General features: G+C 72.1%; 19 protein-coding genes. 11 read left to right on the forward strand and 8 right to left on the reverse strand.

Annotated elements, in window-relative coordinates; all coding sequences use genetic code 11:
• The first annotated feature begins 35 nt into the window (after positions 1-35).
• Positions 36-2,528 carry a DEAD/DEAH box helicase gene (locus tag ACFXOZ_RS19815; RefSeq protein ID WP_375886633.1) on the forward strand — a complete coding sequence of 831 codons (2,493 nt, stop codon included), beginning with the start codon at positions 36-38 and terminating at the stop codon, positions 2,526-2,528.
• 77 nt (positions 2,529-2,605) lie between these two features.
• Here ACFXOZ_RS19815 and ACFXOZ_RS19820 read toward each other — a convergent pair whose 3' ends face one another.
• A complete protein-coding gene (locus ACFXOZ_RS19820) occupies positions 2,606-3,460 on the reverse strand; it encodes a hypothetical protein (RefSeq protein ID WP_380591714.1) in 855 nt (284 codons plus the stop codon).
• A 238-nt stretch (positions 3,461-3,698) separates the two neighbouring features.
• On the opposite strand from ACFXOZ_RS19820, the gene bioB reads away from it, so the two are divergent.
• From bioB to ACFXOZ_RS19840, 4 genes are all read left to right on the forward strand, one after another.
• Positions 3,699-4,952: a biotin synthase BioB gene (gene bioB / locus ACFXOZ_RS19825; RefSeq protein WP_380591716.1), complete on the forward strand. Its 1,254-nt coding sequence runs from the start codon at positions 3,699-3,701 to the stop codon at positions 4,950-4,952.
• Positions 4,953-4,999: 47 nt separating this feature from the next.
• Positions 5,000-6,304: an adenosylmethionine--8-amino-7-oxononanoate transaminase gene (locus tag ACFXOZ_RS19830; RefSeq protein ID WP_380591718.1), complete on the forward strand. Its 1,305-nt coding sequence runs from the start codon at positions 5,000-5,002 to the stop codon at positions 6,302-6,304.
• A complete protein-coding gene (gene bioD, locus ACFXOZ_RS19835) occupies positions 6,301-7,041 on the forward strand; it encodes a dethiobiotin synthase (RefSeq protein WP_380591720.1) in 741 nt (246 codons plus the stop codon). Before ACFXOZ_RS19830 ends, bioD begins: the two co-directional genes overlap by 4 nt.
• A gap of 72 nt (positions 7,042-7,113) precedes the next feature.
• On the forward strand, positions 7,114-7,560 hold the full coding sequence (locus ACFXOZ_RS19840) for a hypothetical protein (RefSeq protein ID WP_380591722.1): 447 nt from the start codon (positions 7,114-7,116) through the stop codon (positions 7,558-7,560).
• A gap of 43 nt (positions 7,561-7,603) precedes the next feature.
• Here ACFXOZ_RS19840 and ACFXOZ_RS19845 read toward each other — a convergent pair whose 3' ends face one another.
• A complete protein-coding gene (locus ACFXOZ_RS19845; protein WP_380591724.1) occupies positions 7,604-7,930 on the reverse strand; it encodes a putative quinol monooxygenase in 327 nt (108 codons plus the stop codon).
• Between the two features lie 96 nt (positions 7,931-8,026).
• On the opposite strand from ACFXOZ_RS19845, the gene ACFXOZ_RS19850 reads away from it, so the two are divergent.
• Entirely contained in the window at positions 8,027-8,350 is a 324-nt protein-coding gene (locus ACFXOZ_RS19850) for an ArsR/SmtB family transcription factor (protein WP_380524453.1), read from the forward strand.
• Positions 8,351-8,385: 35 nt separating this feature from the next.
• Here the strand turns inward: ACFXOZ_RS19850 and ACFXOZ_RS19855 are convergent, their stop codons facing one another.
• Positions 8,386-8,805, reverse strand: coding sequence for a hypothetical protein (locus ACFXOZ_RS19855; protein WP_380591726.1), 420 nt, complete (start codon positions 8,803-8,805; stop codon positions 8,386-8,388).
• Positions 8,806-9,040: 235 nt separating this feature from the next.
• Between ACFXOZ_RS19855 and ACFXOZ_RS19860 the strand changes: the two genes are divergently transcribed.
• Entirely contained in the window at positions 9,041-9,253 is a 213-nt protein-coding gene (locus ACFXOZ_RS19860) for a DUF397 domain-containing protein (RefSeq protein WP_380591728.1), read from the forward strand.
• A 260-nt stretch (positions 9,254-9,513) separates the two neighbouring features.
• On the opposite strand, the gene ACFXOZ_RS19865 is transcribed toward ACFXOZ_RS19860, so the two are convergent.
• Together ACFXOZ_RS19865 and ACFXOZ_RS19870 are read right to left on the reverse strand one after the other, a co-directional pair.
• Positions 9,514-9,741: a hypothetical protein gene (locus ACFXOZ_RS19865; RefSeq protein ID WP_375886410.1), complete on the reverse strand. Its 228-nt coding sequence runs from the start codon at positions 9,739-9,741 to the stop codon at positions 9,514-9,516.
• Positions 9,742-9,749: 8 nt separating this feature from the next.
• The gene (locus tag ACFXOZ_RS19870) at positions 9,750-9,974 is read right to left on the reverse strand and encodes a hypothetical protein (RefSeq protein ID WP_380591730.1); all 225 of its coding nucleotides are present in this window, start codon (positions 9,972-9,974) and stop codon (positions 9,750-9,752) included.
• 228 nt (positions 9,975-10,202) lie between these two features.
• Here ACFXOZ_RS19870 and ACFXOZ_RS19875 point away from each other — a divergent pair, with 228 nt between their 5' ends.
• From ACFXOZ_RS19875 to ACFXOZ_RS19885, 3 genes are read left to right on the forward strand one after another with little or no spacing between them, the layout of a single operon-like run.
• Positions 10,203-11,030, forward strand: a complete 828-nt coding sequence (locus ACFXOZ_RS19875; RefSeq protein ID WP_380591732.1) for a helix-turn-helix domain-containing protein — start codon at positions 10,203-10,205, stop codon at positions 11,028-11,030.
• Positions 11,027-11,260: a DUF397 domain-containing protein gene (locus ACFXOZ_RS19880; protein WP_380591734.1), complete on the forward strand. Its 234-nt coding sequence runs from the start codon at positions 11,027-11,029 to the stop codon at positions 11,258-11,260. Before ACFXOZ_RS19875 ends, ACFXOZ_RS19880 begins: the two co-directional genes overlap by 4 nt.
• A gap of 32 nt (positions 11,261-11,292) precedes the next feature.
• Complete coding sequence (locus ACFXOZ_RS19885; RefSeq protein ID WP_380591736.1) at positions 11,293-14,139, forward strand: BTAD domain-containing putative transcriptional regulator; 2,847 nt, start codon at positions 11,293-11,295, stop codon at positions 14,137-14,139.
• On the opposite strand, the gene ACFXOZ_RS19890 is transcribed toward ACFXOZ_RS19885, so the two are convergent.
• The 3 genes from ACFXOZ_RS19890 to ACFXOZ_RS19900 all read right to left on the reverse strand — a co-directional run bounded on the left by ACFXOZ_RS19890 (position 14,123) and on the right by ACFXOZ_RS19900 (position 18,144).
• Complete coding sequence (locus tag ACFXOZ_RS19890; protein ID WP_380529883.1) at positions 14,123-14,341, reverse strand: hypothetical protein; 219 nt, start codon at positions 14,339-14,341, stop codon at positions 14,123-14,125. The two genes, ACFXOZ_RS19885 and ACFXOZ_RS19890, sit on opposite strands and share 17 nt — an antisense overlap.
• Positions 14,342-14,594: 253 nt before the next feature.
• Positions 14,595-15,002, reverse strand: coding sequence for a hypothetical protein (locus ACFXOZ_RS19895; protein ID WP_375886400.1), 408 nt, complete (start codon positions 15,000-15,002; stop codon positions 14,595-14,597).
• Between the two features lie 85 nt (positions 15,003-15,087).
• Complete coding sequence (locus tag ACFXOZ_RS19900; protein WP_380591738.1) at positions 15,088-18,144, reverse strand: hypothetical protein; 3,057 nt, start codon at positions 18,142-18,144, stop codon at positions 15,088-15,090.
• Positions 18,145-18,356: 212 nt separating this feature from the next.
• On the opposite strand from ACFXOZ_RS19900, the gene ACFXOZ_RS19905 reads away from it, so the two are divergent.
• Entirely contained in the window at positions 18,357-19,874 is a 1,518-nt protein-coding gene (locus tag ACFXOZ_RS19905; RefSeq protein WP_380591740.1) for an aminopeptidase P family protein, read from the forward strand.
• Positions 19,875-19,922 lie beyond the last annotated feature (48 nt).

The raw sequence follows: 19,922 nt of genomic DNA on the forward strand, positions 1-19,922 counted from the left end.
GCAGGCAAGATAGCCCGGTGACCCTCCTTGATCTGATGCCGAAGCCCGCCACTCCCGATGCGCTGTACGAGACCTTCGCGGCCTGGGCGGAGGAGCGCGGGATCACGCTGTACCCGGCGCAGGAGGAGGCGCTGATCGAGCTGGTCTCCGGGAACAACGTCATCCTGGCGACGCCGACCGGCTCGGGAAAGAGCCTGGTGGCGGCGGGTGCGCACTTCGCGGCGCTGGCGGAGGGGCAGCGGACCTTCTACACGGCCCCGATCAAGGCGCTGGTGTCGGAGAAGTTCTTCGACCTGGTGAAGATGTTCGGCACCGAGCAGGTCGGCATGATGACGGGTGACGCGAGCGTCAACCCGACCGCGCCGATCATCTGCTGCACGGCCGAGGTGCTGGCGCAGATCGCGCTGCGCGACGGTACCCGGGCGGACATCGGCCAGGTCGTCATGGACGAGTTCCACTTCTACGCCGAGCCGGACCGCGGCTGGGCCTGGCAGATCCCGCTGCTGGAGCTGCCGCAGGCGCAGTTCCTGCTGATGTCGGCGACGCTGGGCGACGTGCGCCGCTTCGAGGAGGACCTGACCCGCCGGACGGGCCGTCCGACCACGGTGGTGCGCAACGCGACCCGCCCGGTGCCGCTGTTCTACGAGTACCGGCGCACCAGCATGCACGACACCCTGGAGGAGCTGCTGCAGACCGGCCAGGCGCCGGTCTACGTCGTGCACTTCACCCAGAAGGAAGCGGTGGAGCGGGCCCAGTCGCTGATGAGCATCAACATGTGCTCGAAGGCGGAGAAGGAGGCCATCGCCGACCTGATCGGCGGCTTCCGCTTCACCACCAAGTTCGGCCGCAACCTGTCGCGTTTCGTCCGCCACGGCATCGGCGTGCACCACGCGGGCATGCTGCCGAAGTACCGCCGGCTGGTCGAACGCCTCGCCCAGGCAGGCCTGTTGAAGGTGATCTGCGGGACGGACACGCTCGGTGTGGGCGTCAACGTGCCGATCCGCACGGTGCTGTTCACCGCGCTGTCCAAGTACGACGGCCAGCGCGTGCGCATCCTGCGCGCCCGCGAGTTCCACCAGATCGCCGGGCGCGCGGGCCGGGCCGGCTTCGACACCGTGGGCCAGGTCGTGGCCCAGGCGCCGGAGCACGTGATCGAGAACGACAAGGCGATCGCCAAGGCCGGGGACGACCCGAAGAAGAAGCGCAAGGTGGTGCGGAAGAAGGCGCCCGAGGGCTTCGTCGGCTGGACCGAGGAGACCTTCGACAAGCTGATCGGCGCCGACCCGGAGCCGCTGGTCTCCCGGTTCAAGGTGAGCCACGCGATGCTGCTGTCGGTGATCGGCCGCCCGGGCAACGCCTTCGAGGCGATGCGCAAGCTGCTCACCGACAACCACGAGGACAAGGCGGCCCAGCGCCGCCACATCCGCACCGCGATCGCGATCTACCGCTCGCTGCTGGAGGGCGGCGTGGTCGAGCGCCTGCCGGAGCCGGACGCGGAGGGCCGGATCGTCCGCCTGACCCTGGACCTCCAGGAGAACTTCGCGCTCAACCAGCCGCTGTCCACCTTCGCGCTGGCCTCCTTCGAACTGCTCGACCCGACCTCCCCCGCGTACGCGATGGACGTCATCTCGGTGGTCGAGGCGACCCTCGACGACCCGCGCCAGATCCTCGCCGCCCAGCAGAACAAGGCGCGCGGCGAGGCCGTCGGCGAGATGAAGCGGGACGGCATCGAGTACGAGGAGCGGATGGAGCGGCTCCAGGAGATCACCTACCCGAAGCCGCTGGAGGAGCTGCTCACCCACGCGTACGAGGTGTACCGCCGGGCGCACCCGTGGATCGGCGACCACCAGCTCCAGCCGAAGTCCGTGGTGCGCGACCTGTACGAGCGGGCGATGACCTTCTCGGACTACGTCGGCTTCTACGAACTCGCCCGCACCGAGGGCATCGTGCTGCGCTACCTGGCCGGTGCGTACAAGGCGCTGGAGCAGACCGTCCCCGAGGACGTGAAGACGGACGACCTCAAGGACGTCATCGCCTGGCTCGGCGAGCTGGTCCGCCAGGTCGACTCCAGCCTGCTGGACGAGTGGGAGCAGCTGGCCAACCCGACCGAGGCGGCCACCGCCGAGGTCACCCTGGACGACAAGCCGGCGCCGGTGACGGCGAACGCCCGGGCGTTCCGGGTGCTGGTGCGCAACGAGCTGTTCCGCCGGGTGGAGCTGTGCGCCCTGGAGCACTGGGGCGCGCTCGGCGAGCTGGACGGCGAGTACGGCTGGGACGCGGACCGCTGGGCGGACGCCATGGACGGGTACTGGGACGAGTACGACGACCTGGGCACCGGCCCGAACGCGCGCGGCCCGAAGATGCTGATCATCGAGGAGGAGGACTCCGCCTGGAAGGTCCGGCAGATCTTCGACGACCCGGAGGGCGACCACGACTGGGGCATCAGCGCCGAGGTCGACCTGTACGGCTCGGACGAGGAGGGCCGGGCGGTCGTGCGGGTGACGGCGGTGGACCGGCTCGGCGGCTGACCTCCGCCTCCTGAACGGCCGGGGGCCCGGCACGCGATCCGCGTGCCGGGCCCCTGGCCGTTCGTCACACCGCCGCGCTACATCCAGACGAACGGCTGCCCCGCCGCGTAGGACAGCGCGCGGGTGGCCTCGTCCAGGTTCGGCTCGCCGCTGCCGGTGGAGGTCGGCGTCGGGCCGGTGGCGCCGGGGGTACCGGGAGTGCCGGGGGCGGTGGCGCCGGCCGGGCGGGAGCTGGCGACGGTCACGTAGTGCCCGACCGCCTCGATCCGGGCCTCGCTGCCGGGCTTGCCGCCGCCGGACTGCGCGGGCGCGATGTTGGTGTCGGCGAGGATGAAGGCGACCGCGCCGGGCTTGGAGCGCAGGGCGTCGGCGGCCTTGGCGGCGGTGGACGGGTCGGCGAAGCGCAGCAGGGTGACGCTGGAGAGCACCGGGCGGTCGACACCGGTGAAGCTGACCGTCAGATAGGCCTGGCAGCCGCTGTCCTTGAGCAGCTCCTGGGTGCGGTCCTGGAGCACCTCGCCGCAGTTCTCGCCCTGCCGGATGCCGTTGCGCCGGGCCTTGTAGCCGATCGCGTCGACGGTCCGCTGGGTGGGGAACAGGTTGTCGGCGTTGAGGCCCTCGGGGTCGGTGGTGGGCGGCGGGGAGCCGACGACGGGGGGCGTGCGGGCGGAGTCCGCCTTGGACGGGCCCAGGCCGGGTATGTAGTCGCCGGGCGTGGGGCGGGTGATGACCCAGCCGCCGGCCACGACCACACCGATCACGACGACCCAGCCGACCGCCCGGCGGCCGGTCAGCCGCGGGCCGCGCCTGCGGGCCGCCGCCGTGGCGCCCGCGGTACCCCCGGTCCCTCCGGCGCCCCCGCCGGTCCGCTGTCCTGCCCGGCCGTCCTGGCCCTCTCCCGGAGTCGGGGTGCGCTCCCCCTGCGTGGTCATGGCGCAGATTCTAAGCATCCGCCGAGTGGCCCTGGTCACTGGGTCGGGCGCTTGTCGATCTTCGCCCGCCCCGCCTCCGACCTACCCGCCGGTAACCGTCCGCCGACGCCGCCGTCAAGCGCGTGACCAGCGCCGACGCCGTGAGCTTCGACACTGTGGCAATCGGCACATCCTTCCGGGGATCTTCTGGTGGGTTTGCTCTGGCGCCATTCGAGCGCCAGCAGGCAGGATCGGCCCCATGGATCTGCTCGATACCCTCACCGCCAAGGGCCTGCGCGGCGAAGTCCCGACCCGCGAGGAGGCCCTGGCCGTCCTCGCCACCACCGACGACGAGCTGCTCGACGTGGTCGCCGCGGCCGGCAAGGTGCGCCGCCGCTGGTTCGGCCGCCGGGTCAAGCTCAACTACCTGGTGAACCTCAAGAGCGGGCTCTGCCCCGAGGACTGCTCCTACTGCTCGCAGCGGCTCGGGTCCAAGGCCGAGATCCTCAAGTACACCTGGCTCAAGCCGGACCAGGCCGCCGACGCCGCCCGCGCCGGGGTGGCCGGCGGCGCCAAGCGGGTCTGCCTGGTCGCCAGCGGCCGCGGCCCGACGGACCGTGACATCGACCGGGTCACCGACACCATGGCCGCCATCAAGGACGCCGACCCCGAGGTCGAGATCTGCGTCTGCCTCGGCCTGCTGTCCGACAACCAGGCCGAGCGGCTCAAGGCGGCCGGTGCCGACGCCTACAACCACAACCTCAACACCTCCGAGAACACCTACGGGGCCATCACCAAGACCCACACCTACGCGGACCGGGTCGACACGGTGCAGAAGGCGCACGGCGCCGGCCTGTCCGCCTGCTCCGGCCTGATCGCCGGCATGGGCGAGACCGACGAGGACCTGGTCGACGTGGTGTTCGCGCTGCGCGAGCTCGGCTCGGACTCCGTCCCGGTCAACTTCCTGATCCCCTTCGAGGGCACCCCGCTCGCCAAGGAGTGGAACCTCACCCCGCAGCGCTGCCTGCGCATCCTGGCGATGGTCCGCTTCGTCAACCCCGACACCGAGGTGCGGATCGCCGGCGGCCGCGAGGTCCACCTGCGCACCATGCAGCCGCTCGGCCTGCACATCGCCAACTCGATCTTCCTCGGCGACTACCTGACCAGCGAGGGCCAGGCCGGGCAGACCGACCTCGACATGATCAAGGACGCGGGCTTCGAGGTCGAGGGCGCCGGCGAGGCCACCCTGCCCCGCCACCGCGCCGACGTGGCCGCCGCCGCTGCCACCGGCTCCGGTTGCGGCACCGCGGCCTCGGCCTGCGGCAGCGGCGGCGGCTGCGGGCCCTGCGGCGGGCACGAGCACGCGCCCCTCGCCGGGACCGCCTCGGCCCCGGCCCCGGCCCCGGCCTCGGAGGGCGCGGACGGCGCGAACAGCGCGAACGGCGAGCTGCGCGACGACCTGGTCAAGGTCCGCCGCCGCGGCGCCGGCACCGAACTCGCGCCCAACGCCTGACCCGCCCGACCCGCCCGACCCTCCAGCACCCTCCGGAGAGACCCACCATGTCCCAGCTGTCCGCGGACACGCTGCTCGCCCTCGACCGGGCGCACGTCTGGCACCCGTACGGGCCGATGCCCGGCACGGCCACCCCGTACGTGGTCGAATCCGCCGCGGGCGTCCGCCTGCGCCTGGCGGAGCCCGTCGCGGGCGGGCGGCGCGAACTGGTCGACGGCATGTCCTCCTGGTGGGCGGCGATCCACGGCTACCGCCACCCGGTGCTGGACGAGGCGGTGCGCGAGCAGCTGGGGCGGATGAGCCATGTGATGTTCGGCGGGCTCACCCACGAGCCCGCCGTCCGGCTGGCCGCCCGCCTGGTCGAGATCACCCCGGAGCCGCTCCAGCACGTCTTCCTCGCCGACTCCGGCTCGGTCGCGGTCGAGGTCGCGATGAAGATGTGCCTCCAGTACTGGCAGTCCACCGGCCGGCCCGGGAAGCGCCGACTGCTGACCTGGCGCGGCGGCTACCACGGCGACACCTTCCACCCCATGTCGGTCTGCGACCCCGACGGCGGGATGCACCACCTGTGGGGCGGGGTGCTGCCCGGGCAGCTCTTCGCCCCCCAGCCGCCGGCCGGCTTCGACGCCCCGCTCGACCCCGGATACGCGGCGGAGTTCGAGGAGTTGATGGCCCGTCACGCCGACGAGCTGGCCGCCGTCATCGTCGAACCGGTGGTCCAGGGCGCGGGCGGCATGCAGTTCCACTCCCCCGCCTACCTGCGGATGCTGCGCGAACTCTGCGACCGGTACGGCGTCCTGCTGGTCTTCGACGAGATCGCCACCGGCTTCGGCCGCAGCGGCGCCCTGTTCGCCGCCGACCACGCGGGTGTCTCCCCGGACGTGATGTGCCTCGGCAAGGCGCTCACCGGCGGCTACCTCACGCTGGCCGCCGCCCTGTGCACCGGCGAGATCGCCGACGGCATCAGCCGCGGCGAGATGCCCGTCCTCGCCCACGGCCCGACCTTCATGGGCAACCCGCTGGCCTGCGCGGCCGCCAACGCCTCGCTGGACCTGCTGCTCGGGCAGGACTGGGCGGTCGAGGTCAAGCGCATCGAGGGCGGGCTGCGGGACGGCCTCGCGGCGGCGGCCCAGGTGCCGGGCGTACGCGACGTACGGGTCCAAGGGGCCATCGGCGTCGTGCAGTTGGACCACCCGGTGGACGTCCCGGCGGCCACCGAGGCCGCCGCCCGGGCGGGCGTCTGGCTGCGCCCCTTCCGGGACCTGATCTACACCATGCCCCCCTATGTGACGGAGGACGAGGACGTGGCACGCATCGCTGCCGCCGTGACCGCCGCGGCGGTGGCCGGATGACCGCGCGCATCCTGTTCGTGACCGGCACCAACACGGACGTCGGCAAGACCGTCGCCACCGCGGCCCTCGCCTCGGCCGCCCTGCGCGGTGGCCGGAAGGTCGCCGTGCTCAAGCCCGGACAGACCGGCGTCGCGCCGGGCGAGCCGGGCGACGCCGCCGAAGTACGGCGGCTAGCAGGCGAACTGACGATCCGTGAGCTGGTGCGCTACCCCGAGCCGCTGGCCCCCGACACCGCCGCCCGGCGGGCCGGGATGCCCTACCTCTCCCCCACCGAGGTGGTCGCCGAGGTCACCGACCTCGCCGCCACCCACGACCTGGTGCTGGTCGAGGGCGCGGGCGGCCTGCTCGTCCGCTACGACGACGAAGGCCGCACGCTCGCCGACCAGGCCCGGGCCGTCCGGGCGGCGGGCCTGGACGCCGAGGTACTGCTGATCGTCTCCGCCGGCCTGGGCACCCTCAACATCGTCTCGCTCACGGCCGAGGCCCTGGCCGCCCGCGCACTCCCGCTCGCCGGCGTCGTCATCGGCTCCTGGCCCGCCGAGCCCGGCCTCGCCGAACGCTGCAACCTCGCCGACCTGCCCCGCTCGGCCGGCGCCCCGCTGCTCGGCGCCCTGCCCGAGCGGGCCGGTACGGCCGCGGACTTCGCGGCCCTCGCCGCCGCCTCCCTGGCCCCCGAGCTGGGCGGCCGCTGGAACGCGGAGCACTTCGCACACGTCCATCGGCCGGAACGGCCCTGACTTCGCCCGATGGAGTGATCCTGGTGCCCGAATTGCAGATCCGGGCACCGGATGCTCAATAGCGTTGCCCGCATGACAGACGGGCTGAGCATGGACGAGGCCCTCCGGGCCTTGGCCGCCCTGGAGGCGGCCTGGAAGGACGACGACGAGGCGCTGGTCGCCCTAGCGTCGGGCACGGCCGGGGAGCGGTCGCTGCCGGCGCTGGTCGCCGCGTACGGCGAGCACGCGATGGACACGCTGATGGCCCTGGCCTTCGGGCTGCGCTCCAGCATGAGCGACGAGGAGATCGCCGAACTCTCGGACGCCGTCAGCGCCAACATCGGCGCCCGGATGAGCGCCCTGCTCACCCAGACCCTCAAGGCCTGGGGCACCCTCACCCCCGCCGACGACCTCACCATCACCAAGGTCATCGCCCACACCGTCATCGACGCGATGCGGGCCGTGACGGAGGACCCCAACAAGACCAAGGTGCTGCCGCTGCTGGCGACCTTCCGCAACTACGCCCTCAACGGCGTCTGAGGAGCGGTCGGGGCCGTGACCCCGCCGAGCGGCGGCGCCCCGCTCATCGGGCGAGGGCGGAACGTTCCTCGTACGGGCTGTGCATGGTGAGGTAGCGGATCTCCAAGTCCCGCTCCAGGTAGTCCATTCGGTGTTCCCAGAAGTCCTGGAGGTGCGGGAGGGCGAGGTGGGCGTCGAGGTCCTCCTGGCTGCGCCAGGCCTCGTAGAAGACGAACACGCCCGACTCGTCCCGGTCCTCGTGGAAGTGGTACTCGAGGCAGCCGGGTTCCCGACGGGTCGGCTCGACGAAGGAGAGCAGGAGCCGGCGCAGGTCCTCCGCGCGCTCGGGCTTGGGGCGGGCGGTGCCGACGAGGGTGAAGGGCTGGTCCACAGGGGTCTCCGATCCACAGGTATGACGTTCGTCGTACCTCCCGTACGGTAGGGCCGCAGCAAGGTACGATGCAAGCCGTACCTGGAGGTGGTCGCGATGCCCGACGACGAGGGACACCCCGCACCGGAGGAGATCGAGCTCGGCAAGGTGCTGAGCGCGCTGGCCGACCCGCTACGCCGCCGCGTGGTGCGGGAACTGGCCGCCGGACCCGACGGCGGGGCCCGCACCTGCAGTTCCTTCGAGCTGCCGGTCAGCAAGGCCACGGTCACCCACCACTTCCGGACCCTCCGCGAGGCCGGCCTCGTCCGCCAGGTCGACCGGGGCAACAGCCGGATGGCCACCCTCCGCCGGACCGACATCGAGCAACGCTTCCCCGGCCTGCTGGCCCTCCTCGCAGCGGAGGACGCGCCGGGCGCGTGACCGATCGCCGGGTCAGGCCCGGGCTCGGGCCCGGGTCAGCGACGCTGGGTGGCGGGACCGAAGCAGGCGACCAGGAAGCACAGGACGGCGGCAACCGCGGCGACGACCGGGCCCGCCTGCATGGACGGGGCGAAGCCCCCACCGTCCTGGAGCACCTTGTGGAACTGCACCAGCGAGCCGACGGCGGCCCCGGCCACCCCGGCCGCCAGCAGCAACGACAGCCCCGCCAACCGGACTTCCCGCGCGAGCAGGCGCAGCACGGACAGGCCGACCAGCACCAGGCCGAGCCACTGCAAGGCGCCCATCCAGATGTCGGCGCCGTCGGTCAACTCCCCCACCCACCGCGGGCTGTTCAGCAGGTCGAAGCCGGACCACGACAGGTCACCGCTCTCCCCACTGTAAGAGGCCCACGGCAGCGCCAGCGAGCCTACGGCAGCGCCAGCGAGCAGCAACACCGCCACAGCATTGGCCCGGGACCCACCGGGACGCGACCGAGGAGCATACGACGGCTGCGGAGGCACAGTCATGCCCCCGAGGATCCGCCAACCCCCCTGAACGGTCAAGGTGTTGAGCGCGAGCTTCGAGCAGCGCTCGAACTCGCAATGGACTTACGATGGGTCGCAGGTCCAGGCGCTCTCACGCGTGGACTCGCTCGCCCATCTCCGCAACGGCCGCAAGGAGTTGCACGCCATGATTCCCACCACGACCGTAAAGCCCCGCTCCTGGATGAAGTCCTCGTACAGCACCGGCGGCGGGCAGTGCGTCGAGGTCGCTCCCGGCCTCCTGGCCGTCCTCCCCGTACGCGACAGCAAGGACCCCGACGGCCCGCAGCTCGCCTTCGGGACGGACGCCTGGGAGTCCTTCATCTCCGGCATCAAGTCCGGCGAGTTCGGCCCCGTCTGAATTCCGTCGTCCCATGAGGTGAAAGGCGGCCCCAGGCGTCCGACGTTCGGTGCGGGCTTCGAGCGGCGCTCGAAGCCCGCACCGTTGTTAGGTGTGCACCCTCAACCATCTTGCGGCGATGGAGAATCCACCGGTGGAGGCGGCGAGGAAGGTGAGGGCGAACACCAGGGCGTCGGCCGTCGAGGACATGGTGGCGGGGATCGCCAGGAGGACGAGGCCCGCGAGGAGGAAGCTCCCGACGGCGATGGCACCGGCGGCGGCTACGGTCGCATACCCCTGCGGAGGACGACGACCAGGCGCTCGATGACGTCCGGCCGGGCCGCGCCGAGGTCGATCAGGAGGACGCCGGTTTCCTTGACGAGGCGCCAGTCGATGCCGAGGGACGGGAGTTTCACCTCGGCGGCGTGCAGGACGGCCTGGAGGTCGTCGAGAATGTCGGCCGCGCTGCGACGGTCCTCGGCCGTGATCTTGTCGATCATGCTGCTCATGGGGCATCTCACAGTTCGGTGTTCGTGATCCAACGCGCTTCGGATTCCCACTCGATGCCCCCGCCGAGGGGCCGGAGGAAGGCGCTCCCGTGCTGCCACCCCATGAAGGCGGCCCAGCATCCGGAGCGGACGTCGAAGACCCGCTCGCCGATGGCGGAGGGGCGGTAGGGCTCGACCGGCGGCGCCACCCGTCGCACGGGCGGCGCCGCCGGGGCGATGACGTGGTCGGCCAAGCCGGCCTCCGGGATGGAATCACCGCACCGGGGACACCGGCAGGGCGGAAAGCTCCGCTGGAGGAGAAGGTTTTCTCCTGATTGATTATTCGTCATATTTACTGCTCCACTGGGGCGTTCGCCGGATTTGGCTGTCACCGTTTGTGGTTCAAGCGTCACGCCTCGGGGTTAGGCTTGTGAAGAAGCGGCATGTCCCCACCCCTCTTGAAGACATCCGGAGGCCCCCAGATGCCCGCGCAGCCTCGCGACCTCACCCCTGGCCAGTCCCCCCGGCACTACTTCGGGTCGGAGATCCGCCATCATCGATCCTGCGCAGGCATGTCCATCGCCGATCTGGGCGAACAAGTCCGCTACAGCAAGTCACACCTGGCCAACATCGAAGCTGCGCACCGGACTCCGCCACCGGACCTCCCGCCCCTCCTCGACACCGCGCTTCCCTCCGCCGGCGGGTTCTTCACCCGGTTCTACCCGCTCGTGAGCAGTGACTCGTTTCCGGACTGGTCACGCCGCTACATGACACTGGAACCGCTCGCGAATACTCACCTGAAATACTCCCTGTCGATTCCAGGTTTGTGGCAAATTGAGAGCTACGGCTGCGCCTTCCTACGGCTAGGCCGACCTCGTGCGTCCGAGGAGGAAATCCGAGCACACTGGAATCGACGTCAGGCTCGGCAGCAAATCCTCCACAACCCCGCGCCTCCGTTCATGTGGGTCGTCCTGGACGAGGCTGCTATCCGCCGTGTCGTCGGCTGCCCGGATGTCACCCGCGAGCAGATCAGGCACGTGATCAACATCGCCCAGGGCAAGAACGCCATGGTGCAGATCCTGCCAATTGATCGACCACACGGCGCGATGGGCGGCTCGCTCACGCTGCTCCACTTCGATGACGCCCCTCGGGTCGCCTATCTGGAAGGAGTGAAGTCCGGTCAACTCATCGAGGCACCGCACCAGGTGACCGATATGGCACTGATCTACGATACGCTCCGAGCAGAGGCCCTTACGCCCGATGAGTCGATGGCGTGGCTGCATAGAGCATCGGAGGACCACGCAGAATGACCCCGCACACTTCGGCCCCTGACCCCTCAACCGCCCGCTGGTTCAAGTCGACTTACAGCGACCCTCAGGGCGAAGGCGACTGCGTTCAGGTAGCCACCAACTTTCTCACCTCTCACGACCTCATCCTCATCGGCGACACCAAGACTCCAGGTGTCCATCTCACTGTCAGTCCTGAGGCCTTCACCGCCTTCATCTCCGCCACTTCTGCTGGGGAGTTCGGCATAATCTGACCGACCTCCATTCGCCGAGCATAGGAAGCACATTGCAACCGGTCGGCTTCGCCTTACTCGGCGCGCTGCGGGTGCAGCGCGCCGGGATGGCCATCGAGCTGGGGGCGCCTCGGCAGCGGGCGGTGCTGGTGTCGCTCCTCCTGCGGCCGAACGCCGTCATCGCGACCGACCAACTGGTCGACGACTTATGGGGCGACGAACCACCGGGATCTCCCGTCGTCGCCCTCCGCTCCTACATCTCCCAGCTGCGCAAGCTCCTTGAGCCCGTACGCGAGAAGCCTTCCCTCCTGCTCTCCCAGTCCGGCGGCTACCGGATCGCGGTCGATCCGGACCGCATCGACCTCTGGCGCGTCAGGCAGCTCCACGAACTCGCCGGGAGCCACCCGCACCGGGCCCGGGAACACCTCTCCGACGCTCTCTCGCTCTGGCGCGGCGAGCCGCTCGCCGACCTGCCCGGCCCCCTCATGGAACGCGAACGCCAGCGCCTCGCCGAGCTGCGCCTCACGCTCCAGGAGGAGTGTTTCGCGCTCGACCACTCCCCCGATCACCTCCCGGAGTTGGAAGCGCTCGCCGCCGAACACCCCTTCCGTGAACGCCTCCAGGCCCTCCTCATCCGCAGCCTCCACCGCAGCGGCCGCACCGCCGAGGCACGGACCGTCTACGCCTCCCTTCACTCCCGCCTGGCCGAACACCTCGGGATCGAGCCCGGGCCGGACGTCACCGCCCTCCGCCAGTTGTTGGACCCGGATCAACTCCCCAACGATCCGGCCCACTTCACGGGCCGACGAACCCACGTCGCCGCCATCGCCCGCGCCCTGACCGACCGCACCACCACCAGCACCACCACCACCGCCACCGGCCTGCGCCTGGTGACCGTCACCGGCATGGCCGGCGTCGGCAAGACCGCCCTCGCCGTACGCGCCGCCCATGCCCTGCGCCCGGACTTCCCCGACGGCCGTCTCCACGCCGACCTGCGGGGTGCCGACCTCGTCCCCGCCAGTGCCTCCGACGTCCTCGCCGACTTCCTGACCACTCTGGGCATCCGCCCGTCCGCCGTGCCCCAGGACCTCCCCGGCCGCTCCGCGCTCTTCCGCACCGTCACCACCGGCAAGCGGCTGCTCATCCTCCTCGACAACGCCCGGGACGACGCCCAGCTCCAACCCCTCCTCCCCGGCTCCTCCGACTGCGCTGTCCTCGTCACCAGCCGCACCGCGCTGCCCGGCATCCCGTCCGTCCTGCGGATCGCCTTGGACGTGTTCAGCCCCCAGGAAGCGATCGGCCTCCTCGACTCGGTCATCGGCGCCGCCCGGCGGTCCGCCCAGCACTCCGACGCCGAGCACCTGGTCGAGGCCTGCGGCCGCCTCCCGCTGGCCCTGCGGATCGCCGCAGCCCGGCTCGCCGCCTCCCCGGACCAGCCGATCGCCGACCTCCTCCGACGCCTGGCCGAGGACCGGGAGGGACTCGCCGAGCAGGTCTTCGCGCTCAGCTACCGTCTCCTCCCCCCGCCCCTGGCCACCGCCTTCCGCCGATTCGCCTGGGTGGAGCCGGACATCGCCCTGGCCTCGGCCGCCGCCGTCCTCGACCTGCCCGAGTACGAGGCGGAGCACCTCGCCGAGGCGCTGGTCGACCAGGCCCTGCTGGAGTCGGTCGGCCCCGGCCGCTACCGCTTCCACGACCTGGTACGGGCCTTCGCCCGCCGGACGTCCCTGCGCCTCGACGAGGCCGAACGCACCACCGCCCACCACCGCCTGCTGGCCCTGCTGCTCACCCGCGCCCGGACGGCCTTCGCCCTCGCCGTCCCCGGCGACCCGGTCGCCGACGTCTTCGGCGAACCGGCTCCCCGCCCGGTCTTCACGGACCTGCCGGACGCCCGCCGCTGGGCCCGGGCGGAGACCCCCGGTGCCGTCGCACTGGCCGCCGCCGTCGCCTCGGGCGCCCCGGATGCCACCGCGGTGCGCTCCGCCGTCGACCTGCTGGTGGCCCTGAGCCCGCTGGGCCTGGGCGCCTTCGCCGGGCGGGCGGAGGAGGCGGCCCGCCTCCTCGTCGCCACCTCCGAGGACGGCCGCGACCGCGCCGCCGAGGGCCGCGCCCGGTTCCTGCTCGGCACCGTCCTGCTCGGCCGGGCCCGCCTCGACGAGGCCGCCGAGCAGGCCCGCGAGGCCGCCCGGGCCTGCCGGGAGGCGGACGACCCGGCCGTGCTCCGGCAGGCCCTCAACGACCTGGGCCTGATCGCCCAGGCCCAGGCGCGGCACGAGGAGGCGATCACCGCCTTCGACGCGGCGGCGGCCCTCGCCCACCGCCTCGGCCACCGTTCCGGCGCGGTGGCGAGCACCGCGAACGCCGCGCTGTCCCGGGTCCGCAGCGGCCACGCCGAGGAGGCCGCGGACACCTGCCGCCGACTGCTGTCCGAACCGGGCGGCGCCGACGCGGCGATGACCGCCTACGTGCACTACGTCCTCGGCCTGGCCCACCAGGAGCTGGGCCAACTCGACGACTCCGCCGATCAGTTACGCACCTGCGTGGACCGCGCGGGCCACGCCGGGGACCAGGACCGCGAGTCGGCGGCCCGGAGCCGGCTGGCCGAGGTACTGCGCCTGCTCGGGCGGGTCGAGGAGGCCGTCGACGAGGCGACCCGGGCCCTGCGGCTCGCAACGCGAGGTGGGCGACAGCGCGAACGCGCTCTCGCCCACCTGGTGTTGGCCCATGCGGTGGCCGCCCGCGGCGACCACCGCACCGCCCGCACTCACGCGGCGCAGGCGCACCGACTGCTCAGCGGCCTGGGCGCCCCGGAGTCCGCCGACGCCCGGTCGCTGCTGACGGCGCTGGCCACCGCCGACGGGTCCATCACAGCCGTCGAACAGGTCACCTCTGCCAGATGATCAACCCCGTCCCGTTCCAGGCGACCTTGTTCGCCAGGCACTGCACGTCCGCCGACCCCCCGCAGGCCGACGGCGGTGCGGCCGGCGAGCCGTGCCGTACGGGATCCCCCGCCGCCACGGCGAACAGCCCGGACACCCCCGCCAGGACCACCGCACCGGCAACCGCGGCACGGGCCCGGCGGGCCACCATGCTTCGTAACACTTCCTGCTCCTCGCTCACGTGGGACTGCTGGACTCAAGCGCCCGCACGTTCGCAGCACCCGGTAGACAGCCGGTCAACACCCCGCCCCCGCGGCCCCCGGGCGGACGTTGGCAGTCCGTCTACCGCCCCTCGTGATCATTGAGCCCGGCACCGGGCCGCACCGGAGGCGTCAGGGAATCCCCGCCCTGACGCCTCAGTGGTGTTCAGCGCCTCGGCGGCCCGCTCTCAGCAGCCTCCGCTCGCCGGCCTCCGCTCAGTGGCCTTCCTCGACCGGGAACGCCCCGGTGGCCCAGTGCAGTCGCGCCGGGCCGCTGCTCGGCCGGTCGTGGTGCAGGTGGCGGCGGCCCTCGCCGAGCGGGCCGAGGTCGAGCGGGGCCAGGGTGCCGACGGCCAGGGCGGTGGACTCCTGGCCGGTGAGCGGTACGACCGTCAGGTAGGAGGCGTCGTCACCGCCCGACCAGTCGGTGAACTCGGTGCGGATCCAGCCGAACCGCTGCGCGCAGGACAGGCAGCGGCGGATGGACACCGAGAAGTGCGGGTCGGCCACCACGGCCGCCTCGTACGCGAAGCCCTCCCGCTGGCGCGCCCAGACCGCCTCCGGGTCCTCCCCGTAGCACTCCGCGCAGCCGAACGCCCAGTACCCTCCGGCCCTTCCACTCACACCGGCACCCTTCCCTCGTCGCGCTGCTCCGTACGGGCCCGGCCGGTGGTGGTCCGGCCGGGCCCGCCGTTCAGCCTACAAACGCTCAGCCCCAGTTGCCGACCAGCGGCTGGTCGCCCCAGTTGCCGAAGCGGGTGCCGTAGACGGTCAGGGTGCCCTCCTTGGACGAACCGTAGAAGCTGCGGTCACCGGGCCGGTAGACGCCGACGGTGTCGGTGCCGGTTCCGTCCCAGTCGCCCTTGATCGGGATGTCGCCGGTGTTGCCGTACTGGAAGGTGTGGTCGGCCTGCCCGCCCGGCGTGTTGGTGTCACGCAGGTAGAACGTCCGGGTGGTGGGATCGTAGGCGCCGATGGTGGTGCGGCCGCTGCCGCTCCAGTTGCCGACCAGCGGGGTCCACCCGGGGTTGCCGAACTTGAGCGAGTAGGTGGGGTTCGCGTTGTCGTCACTGAGGTAGAAGGTCTGGTCGCCGGGCCGGTAGACGCCGATGGTGGTGCGGCCGGTGCCGCTCCAGTCGCCGACCACCGGGAGGTCGCCGGTGTTGCCGTACCGGTACGTGCTGGTGCTGCCGTCCGCCTTGGACAGGACGAAGGTGGACGTCGCCCGGTGGTAGACGCCGATGGTGTCGGTGCCGGGGCCGTTCCAGTGGCCGGTCAGCGGGACGTCGTCCGCGTCGGTGAACAGCGCCGAGGTGCCGGAGCCGCCGAGGAAGACGTCGTTGTGGCTGTTCTCGCTGACGCTGCGGTCGCCGGGCCGGTAGATGCCGACGCCGGAGGCGGCCGGGGTCGGCGTGGCGTTGATCACCGCCGTGCCGATGGCGCGCTGGCGCTGGGTGGTGAGCGGCTGTGCGGTGCCCTGCTGGGAGTTGAGCCAGCGGAAGTTCTGGAGGTAGACCACCCGGGGGTGCTGGGCGGCGATGGCGCGGTAGTCGGCGTTGTTGGCCGCGATCTGGGCGTCCGAGAACGGCCCGCAGGCCCCCAGGCTCTGGCTGAACGACTCCGGGAACATCACCAGGTGCTGGTCGGGCGAGGCCAGGGCGCCCTGCAGAGTGGCCAGTTCCTGTTCCAGGGTGCCGCGGCCGGGGCAGTAGTCGTCGAAGCCGACCAGGTCGACGCCGCTCGGCACCGGCGAGGTCAGGTGGAACGGGTCCGTGGTGTACGCCAGCATCTTGCCGGGGAAGGCGTCCCGGACCTGGTTGACCTGGGTCTGCACCTGGCCGGCGTCGAAGCCGTGGTAGTACGGCTCGTCCAGGGTGTAGATCGCCGAGAGCTTGTCCAGGTTGGCGCCGATCCGGGCGGCCAGCCCGGCCAGCGCCGCCGGGGCGTCCGGGTTTGGCTTGCTCACCGGCCAGGTCGAGGGCACCGCGACCTGCTTGCTGACGTCGATGACGCAGGAGGCGGGGCGGCAGTAGTCCAGGAAGCCGGCGTAGCGCGGATCGGTGAGGTCCTGGCCGATGAAGTTGTTCATGGTGGTCCAGGGGAACAGCTCGGCGCTGTGGTCGACGCTGTTGTTGTACTGGTCCGGGTCCATGACGTCGAAGTAGCCGTAGTAGTCCAGCCCGCCGAGCATGCTGACCCGCAGGTCGTCGGCCGTGGTGACGGTGCCGGGGGTGCTGCGCTGCGCGCCGAGGTGGAGGTAGCCGTCCCGGGGCAGGGCGGCCGGGGTCTGACCGGCGAAGACGGTGGTGCCGTCCACGGTGACGACGGCCTGCCGGGCGGCGCCGCCCGCGAGAGTGAGCGCGACGTCGTGGGTGCCGGAGCCGGCCGGGACGGCGGCGCTCAGCAACGGCAGCGGCGTACCGCCCTGGTAGAGCGTGAGCGCGCCGTCGGCCTGGAGCCTGAGGCCGAGGGCGACGTCGTCGGTGTCCACCGCGCCGGTGGCGCCGGAGGCGTTGCTGACCAGCAGGGTCGCGGCGTCCGTGCCGCTGGTGCGGCCGACGGCCGGGGTCAACCGGGCGTGCACCGTGTAGGAGCCGGACAGGTCCGCGGTGGCGGGCTTGTTCAACCGGACGGCGGCGGTGCCCTGGGGGAAGGACAGCGCGTCGGGCGCGGCGGGACTGTTGACCCGCACCGAGCCCGCCGGGGGCGTCGCGGCCAGGCCCTTGGTGCCGGACACCGCCGTGTAGTTGGCCGAGACCAGGGTCGGCTGGCGGGCGCTCAGGTCGTCGTTCAGCCCGTCGTCGCCGCCCGCCGGAGCGCCGTCGAAGGTGTCCACGAAGGGCTTCGCCCCGGCCGTCGCGGCGGCGTCGATCCGGCTGACGTTCACTCCCGTGCCGTTGCCGTCGCCGAAGGTCGTCAGCTCGCCCGGGCCGGACAGGTACGCCCCCAGGTAGAGGAACGCGCTGCTCGGCCAGCGGTTGACCGACCCGGGGCCGGTGACGGTGAACGCGGTGCCGTTGACCGTCAGGGTCACCGCCTTGTCCGCCCCGGTCGACACCTTCACCGAGACCGCGTACCGGTCGGCCGGGGCCACCGAGCCCTGCCAGAAGGGGGTTTCGCCTCCGCCGCCGTGGAACAGCGCCAGCTTCCCGGCCGAGGTGACCGTCAGCCCCAGGTCCACGTCGCCGCTGGTGACGTACCCGTTGGCACGGTGGCTGCGGCCGAGCACCAGCGAGGCCCAGTCACCGCTGGAGGTGTCCCCCACCACCGGATCCACCACCGTGGAGACGGTGTACGTCCCGTCGGTGTCCGCGATCACCGGAGCGCCCAGCATGACCGCCGAGATCCCGGTGGTGAACACCAGCCGGTTCGGCTGGTCCGGGGTGCTGACCTGGACGTACGAGGAGTCCGGCGCCACCGAGGTGTCCCAGCGGCCGGAGGTCCTCGTCCAGGAGACCGTCCGGGCGCTGCCCTGCTGGCGCTGGTCCAGGCCGACGTTCAACCCGCGCAGCGGCGCGGTGTTGAGCGCCGGGCTCTGCCGGAACGAGTCGGCGAACGGGCCCGCGGCCGTGAGGTTCACCGGCACCGGAGGCGCCGCGGCGGGTGCGGCGGCAGGTACGGCAGCGGGTGCGGCGGCGGGCACGGAGGCGGGTACGGAGGTGAGGGCGGCGGCGGGTACAGAGGCGAAGCCCGCCGGTGCCACGGCCAGTCCGACCAGCACCGCCGCGGCCGTCAGGCCCCGGCCGGTGCGTCTTGTGAGTGTCACCGAGTCAACTCCCGGTCGTCGGAGCGGTCGGCACCGGGTCCGGGCCGCCGCAGGGGCGAGCGGCCCGGGCGTGCTCCCGCACACCGGTCCCTCCCCCCGCCGGGATGGTAGGCGATGTGTGCGAACGGCCGTGGCCGGTTACCGGATTCGGTACCGGCCCCTTCTCTTCGGACGCCGTTCGATATACGGTACACAACGCTTGTTACGTACCCATGTGCCAGGCAGGTCGGCGCGACGAGGCGCCGCATCTCCCCGCCCCCTCTGGAGAGTCCGCTGTGACCGAGCCCACTGACGCCACCGAAGCCACCGAGACCATCAAGTACCGCAAGAACGGCCTCACGCGCGGGGTGACCGAGGAACTCGCCGAGAGCATGAAGCGCGGCTGGGCCGACACCGAGCGCCACGCCCTCGAAGCGATCCCCCAGGCCGCCCACACCGAGCGCCGCCGGGCCGCGCTGTCCGCCGCCTTCCCCGGTGAACTGCTGGTGGTCCCGTCCGGCAACCCCAAGGTGCGGGCCAACGACACCGACTACCCGTTCCGCCCCTCCTCCGACTACGTCTACCTGACCGGCGACCAGTCCCAGGACGCCGTCCTGGTCCTGGAGCCCACCGGCGCCAGCGGCCACCACGCCGTGCTCTACCTGCGCAACCGCTCCGACATCGAGAACGGCGAGTTCTGGCTCGACGGCCACGGCGAACTGTGGGACGGCCGCCGCAACAGCCTCACCGAGAGCGAGAAGCTGTTCGGCCTGCCCTGCCGGGACGTCCGCACCGCACGCGCCGACCTGGCCGCCACCACCGCCCCGGCCCGGGTGCTGCGCCGGCACGACGCCGGGGTCGAGGCAGCCGTCGGCGGGCGCGCGAACCCCGAGCGGGACGCCGAGTTCGAGGTCTTCCTCTCCGGCCTGCGGCTGGTCAAGGACGAGTTCGAGATCGCCCAGCTGCGCCACGCCTGCCAGGCAACGGCCCGCGGCTTCGAGGACGTGGTGCGCGTCCTGGGCACGGACGCCGCGACGCCGGAACGCCTGATCGAGGGCACCTTCTTCGTCCGCGCCCGCCTGGAGGGCAACGACGTCGGCTACAGCACCATCGCCGCCGCCGGCCCGCACGCCACCACCCTGCACTGGGTGCGCAACAACGGCCAGGCCCGCCCCGGCGACCTGCTGCTGCTCGACGCGGGCGTGGAGACCGACGAGCTCTACACCGCCGACGTGACCCGCACCCTGCCGGTCTCCGGCCGCTTCACCGACATCCAGCGCAAGGTCTACGACGCGGTGCACGCCGCCCAGGAGGCCGGCATCGCCGCCGTGAAGCCGGGCGCGGACTTCCGCGACTTCCACCGCGCCGCCCAGCGCGAACTCGCCGAACACCTCACCGCCTGGGGCCTGTTCGGCGACCTCACCGCCGACAAGGTGTACGAGCTGGGCCTGCACCGCCGCTTCACCCTCGCCGGGACGGGCCACATGCTCGGCCTCGACGTCCACGACTGCGCCCACTCCCGCACCGAGGAGCACGTCGACGGCACGCTGCTGCCGGGCATGGTGCTCACCGTCGAACCGGGCCTCTACTTCCAGCAGAACGACCTGACCGTCCCGGAGGAGTACCGGGGCATCGGCGTCCGGATCGAGGACGACATCCTGGTCACCGAGGACGGCAACGAGAACCTCTCCGCCGACCTCCCCCGCGCCTCCACCGAGGTCGAAGCCTGGCTGGCCGCCCTGCGCGGCTGACGACCTGCGACCGACCACCGCAGTGCGGCCCCGGCAGCACGCCGGGGC

The organism is Kitasatospora sp. NPDC059160 (genome assembly GCF_042755465.1).
Lineage (GTDB): Bacteria > Actinomycetota > Actinomycetes > Streptomycetales > Streptomycetaceae > Kitasatospora.

Excerpts from the sequence above, each read along its gene's own strand:
- ACFXOZ_RS19840 (WP_380591722.1), top strand. The coding sequence starts at position 7,114 with ATGACAGACGGGCTGAGCATGGACGAGGCCCTCCGGGCCTTGGCCGCC.
- ACFXOZ_RS19860 (WP_380591728.1), top strand. The coding sequence starts at position 9,041 with ATGATTCCCACCACGACCGTAAAGCCCCGCTCCTGGATGAAGTCCTCG.
- bioB (WP_380591716.1), top strand. The coding sequence starts at position 3,699 with ATGGATCTGCTCGATACCCTCACCGCCAAGGGCCTGCGCGGCGAAGTC.
- ACFXOZ_RS19830 (WP_380591718.1), top strand. The coding sequence starts at position 5,000 with ATGTCCCAGCTGTCCGCGGACACGCTGCTCGCCCTCGACCGGGCGCAC.
- ACFXOZ_RS19815 (WP_375886633.1), top strand. The coding sequence starts at position 36 with ATGCCGAAGCCCGCCACTCCCGATGCGCTGTACGAGACCTTCGCGGCC.
- ACFXOZ_RS19820 (WP_380591714.1), bottom strand. The coding sequence starts at position 3,460 with ATGACCACGCAGGGGGAGCGCACCCCGACTCCGGGAGAGGGCCAGGAC.
- ACFXOZ_RS19865 (WP_375886410.1), bottom strand. The coding sequence starts at position 9,741 with ATGAGCAGCATGATCGACAAGATCACGGCCGAGGACCGTCGCAGCGCG.
- ACFXOZ_RS19905 (WP_380591740.1), top strand. The coding sequence starts at position 18,357 with ATGTGCCAGGCAGGTCGGCGCGACGAGGCGCCGCATCTCCCCGCCCCC.
- ACFXOZ_RS19880 (WP_380591734.1), top strand. The coding sequence starts at position 11,027 with ATGACCCCGCACACTTCGGCCCCTGACCCCTCAACCGCCCGCTGGTTC.
- ACFXOZ_RS19850 (WP_380524453.1), top strand. The coding sequence starts at position 8,027 with ATGCCCGACGACGAGGGACACCCCGCACCGGAGGAGATCGAGCTCGGC.
- ACFXOZ_RS19875 (WP_380591732.1), top strand. The coding sequence starts at position 10,203 with ATGCCCGCGCAGCCTCGCGACCTCACCCCTGGCCAGTCCCCCCGGCAC.
- bioD (WP_380591720.1), top strand. The coding sequence starts at position 6,301 with ATGACCGCGCGCATCCTGTTCGTGACCGGCACCAACACGGACGTCGGC.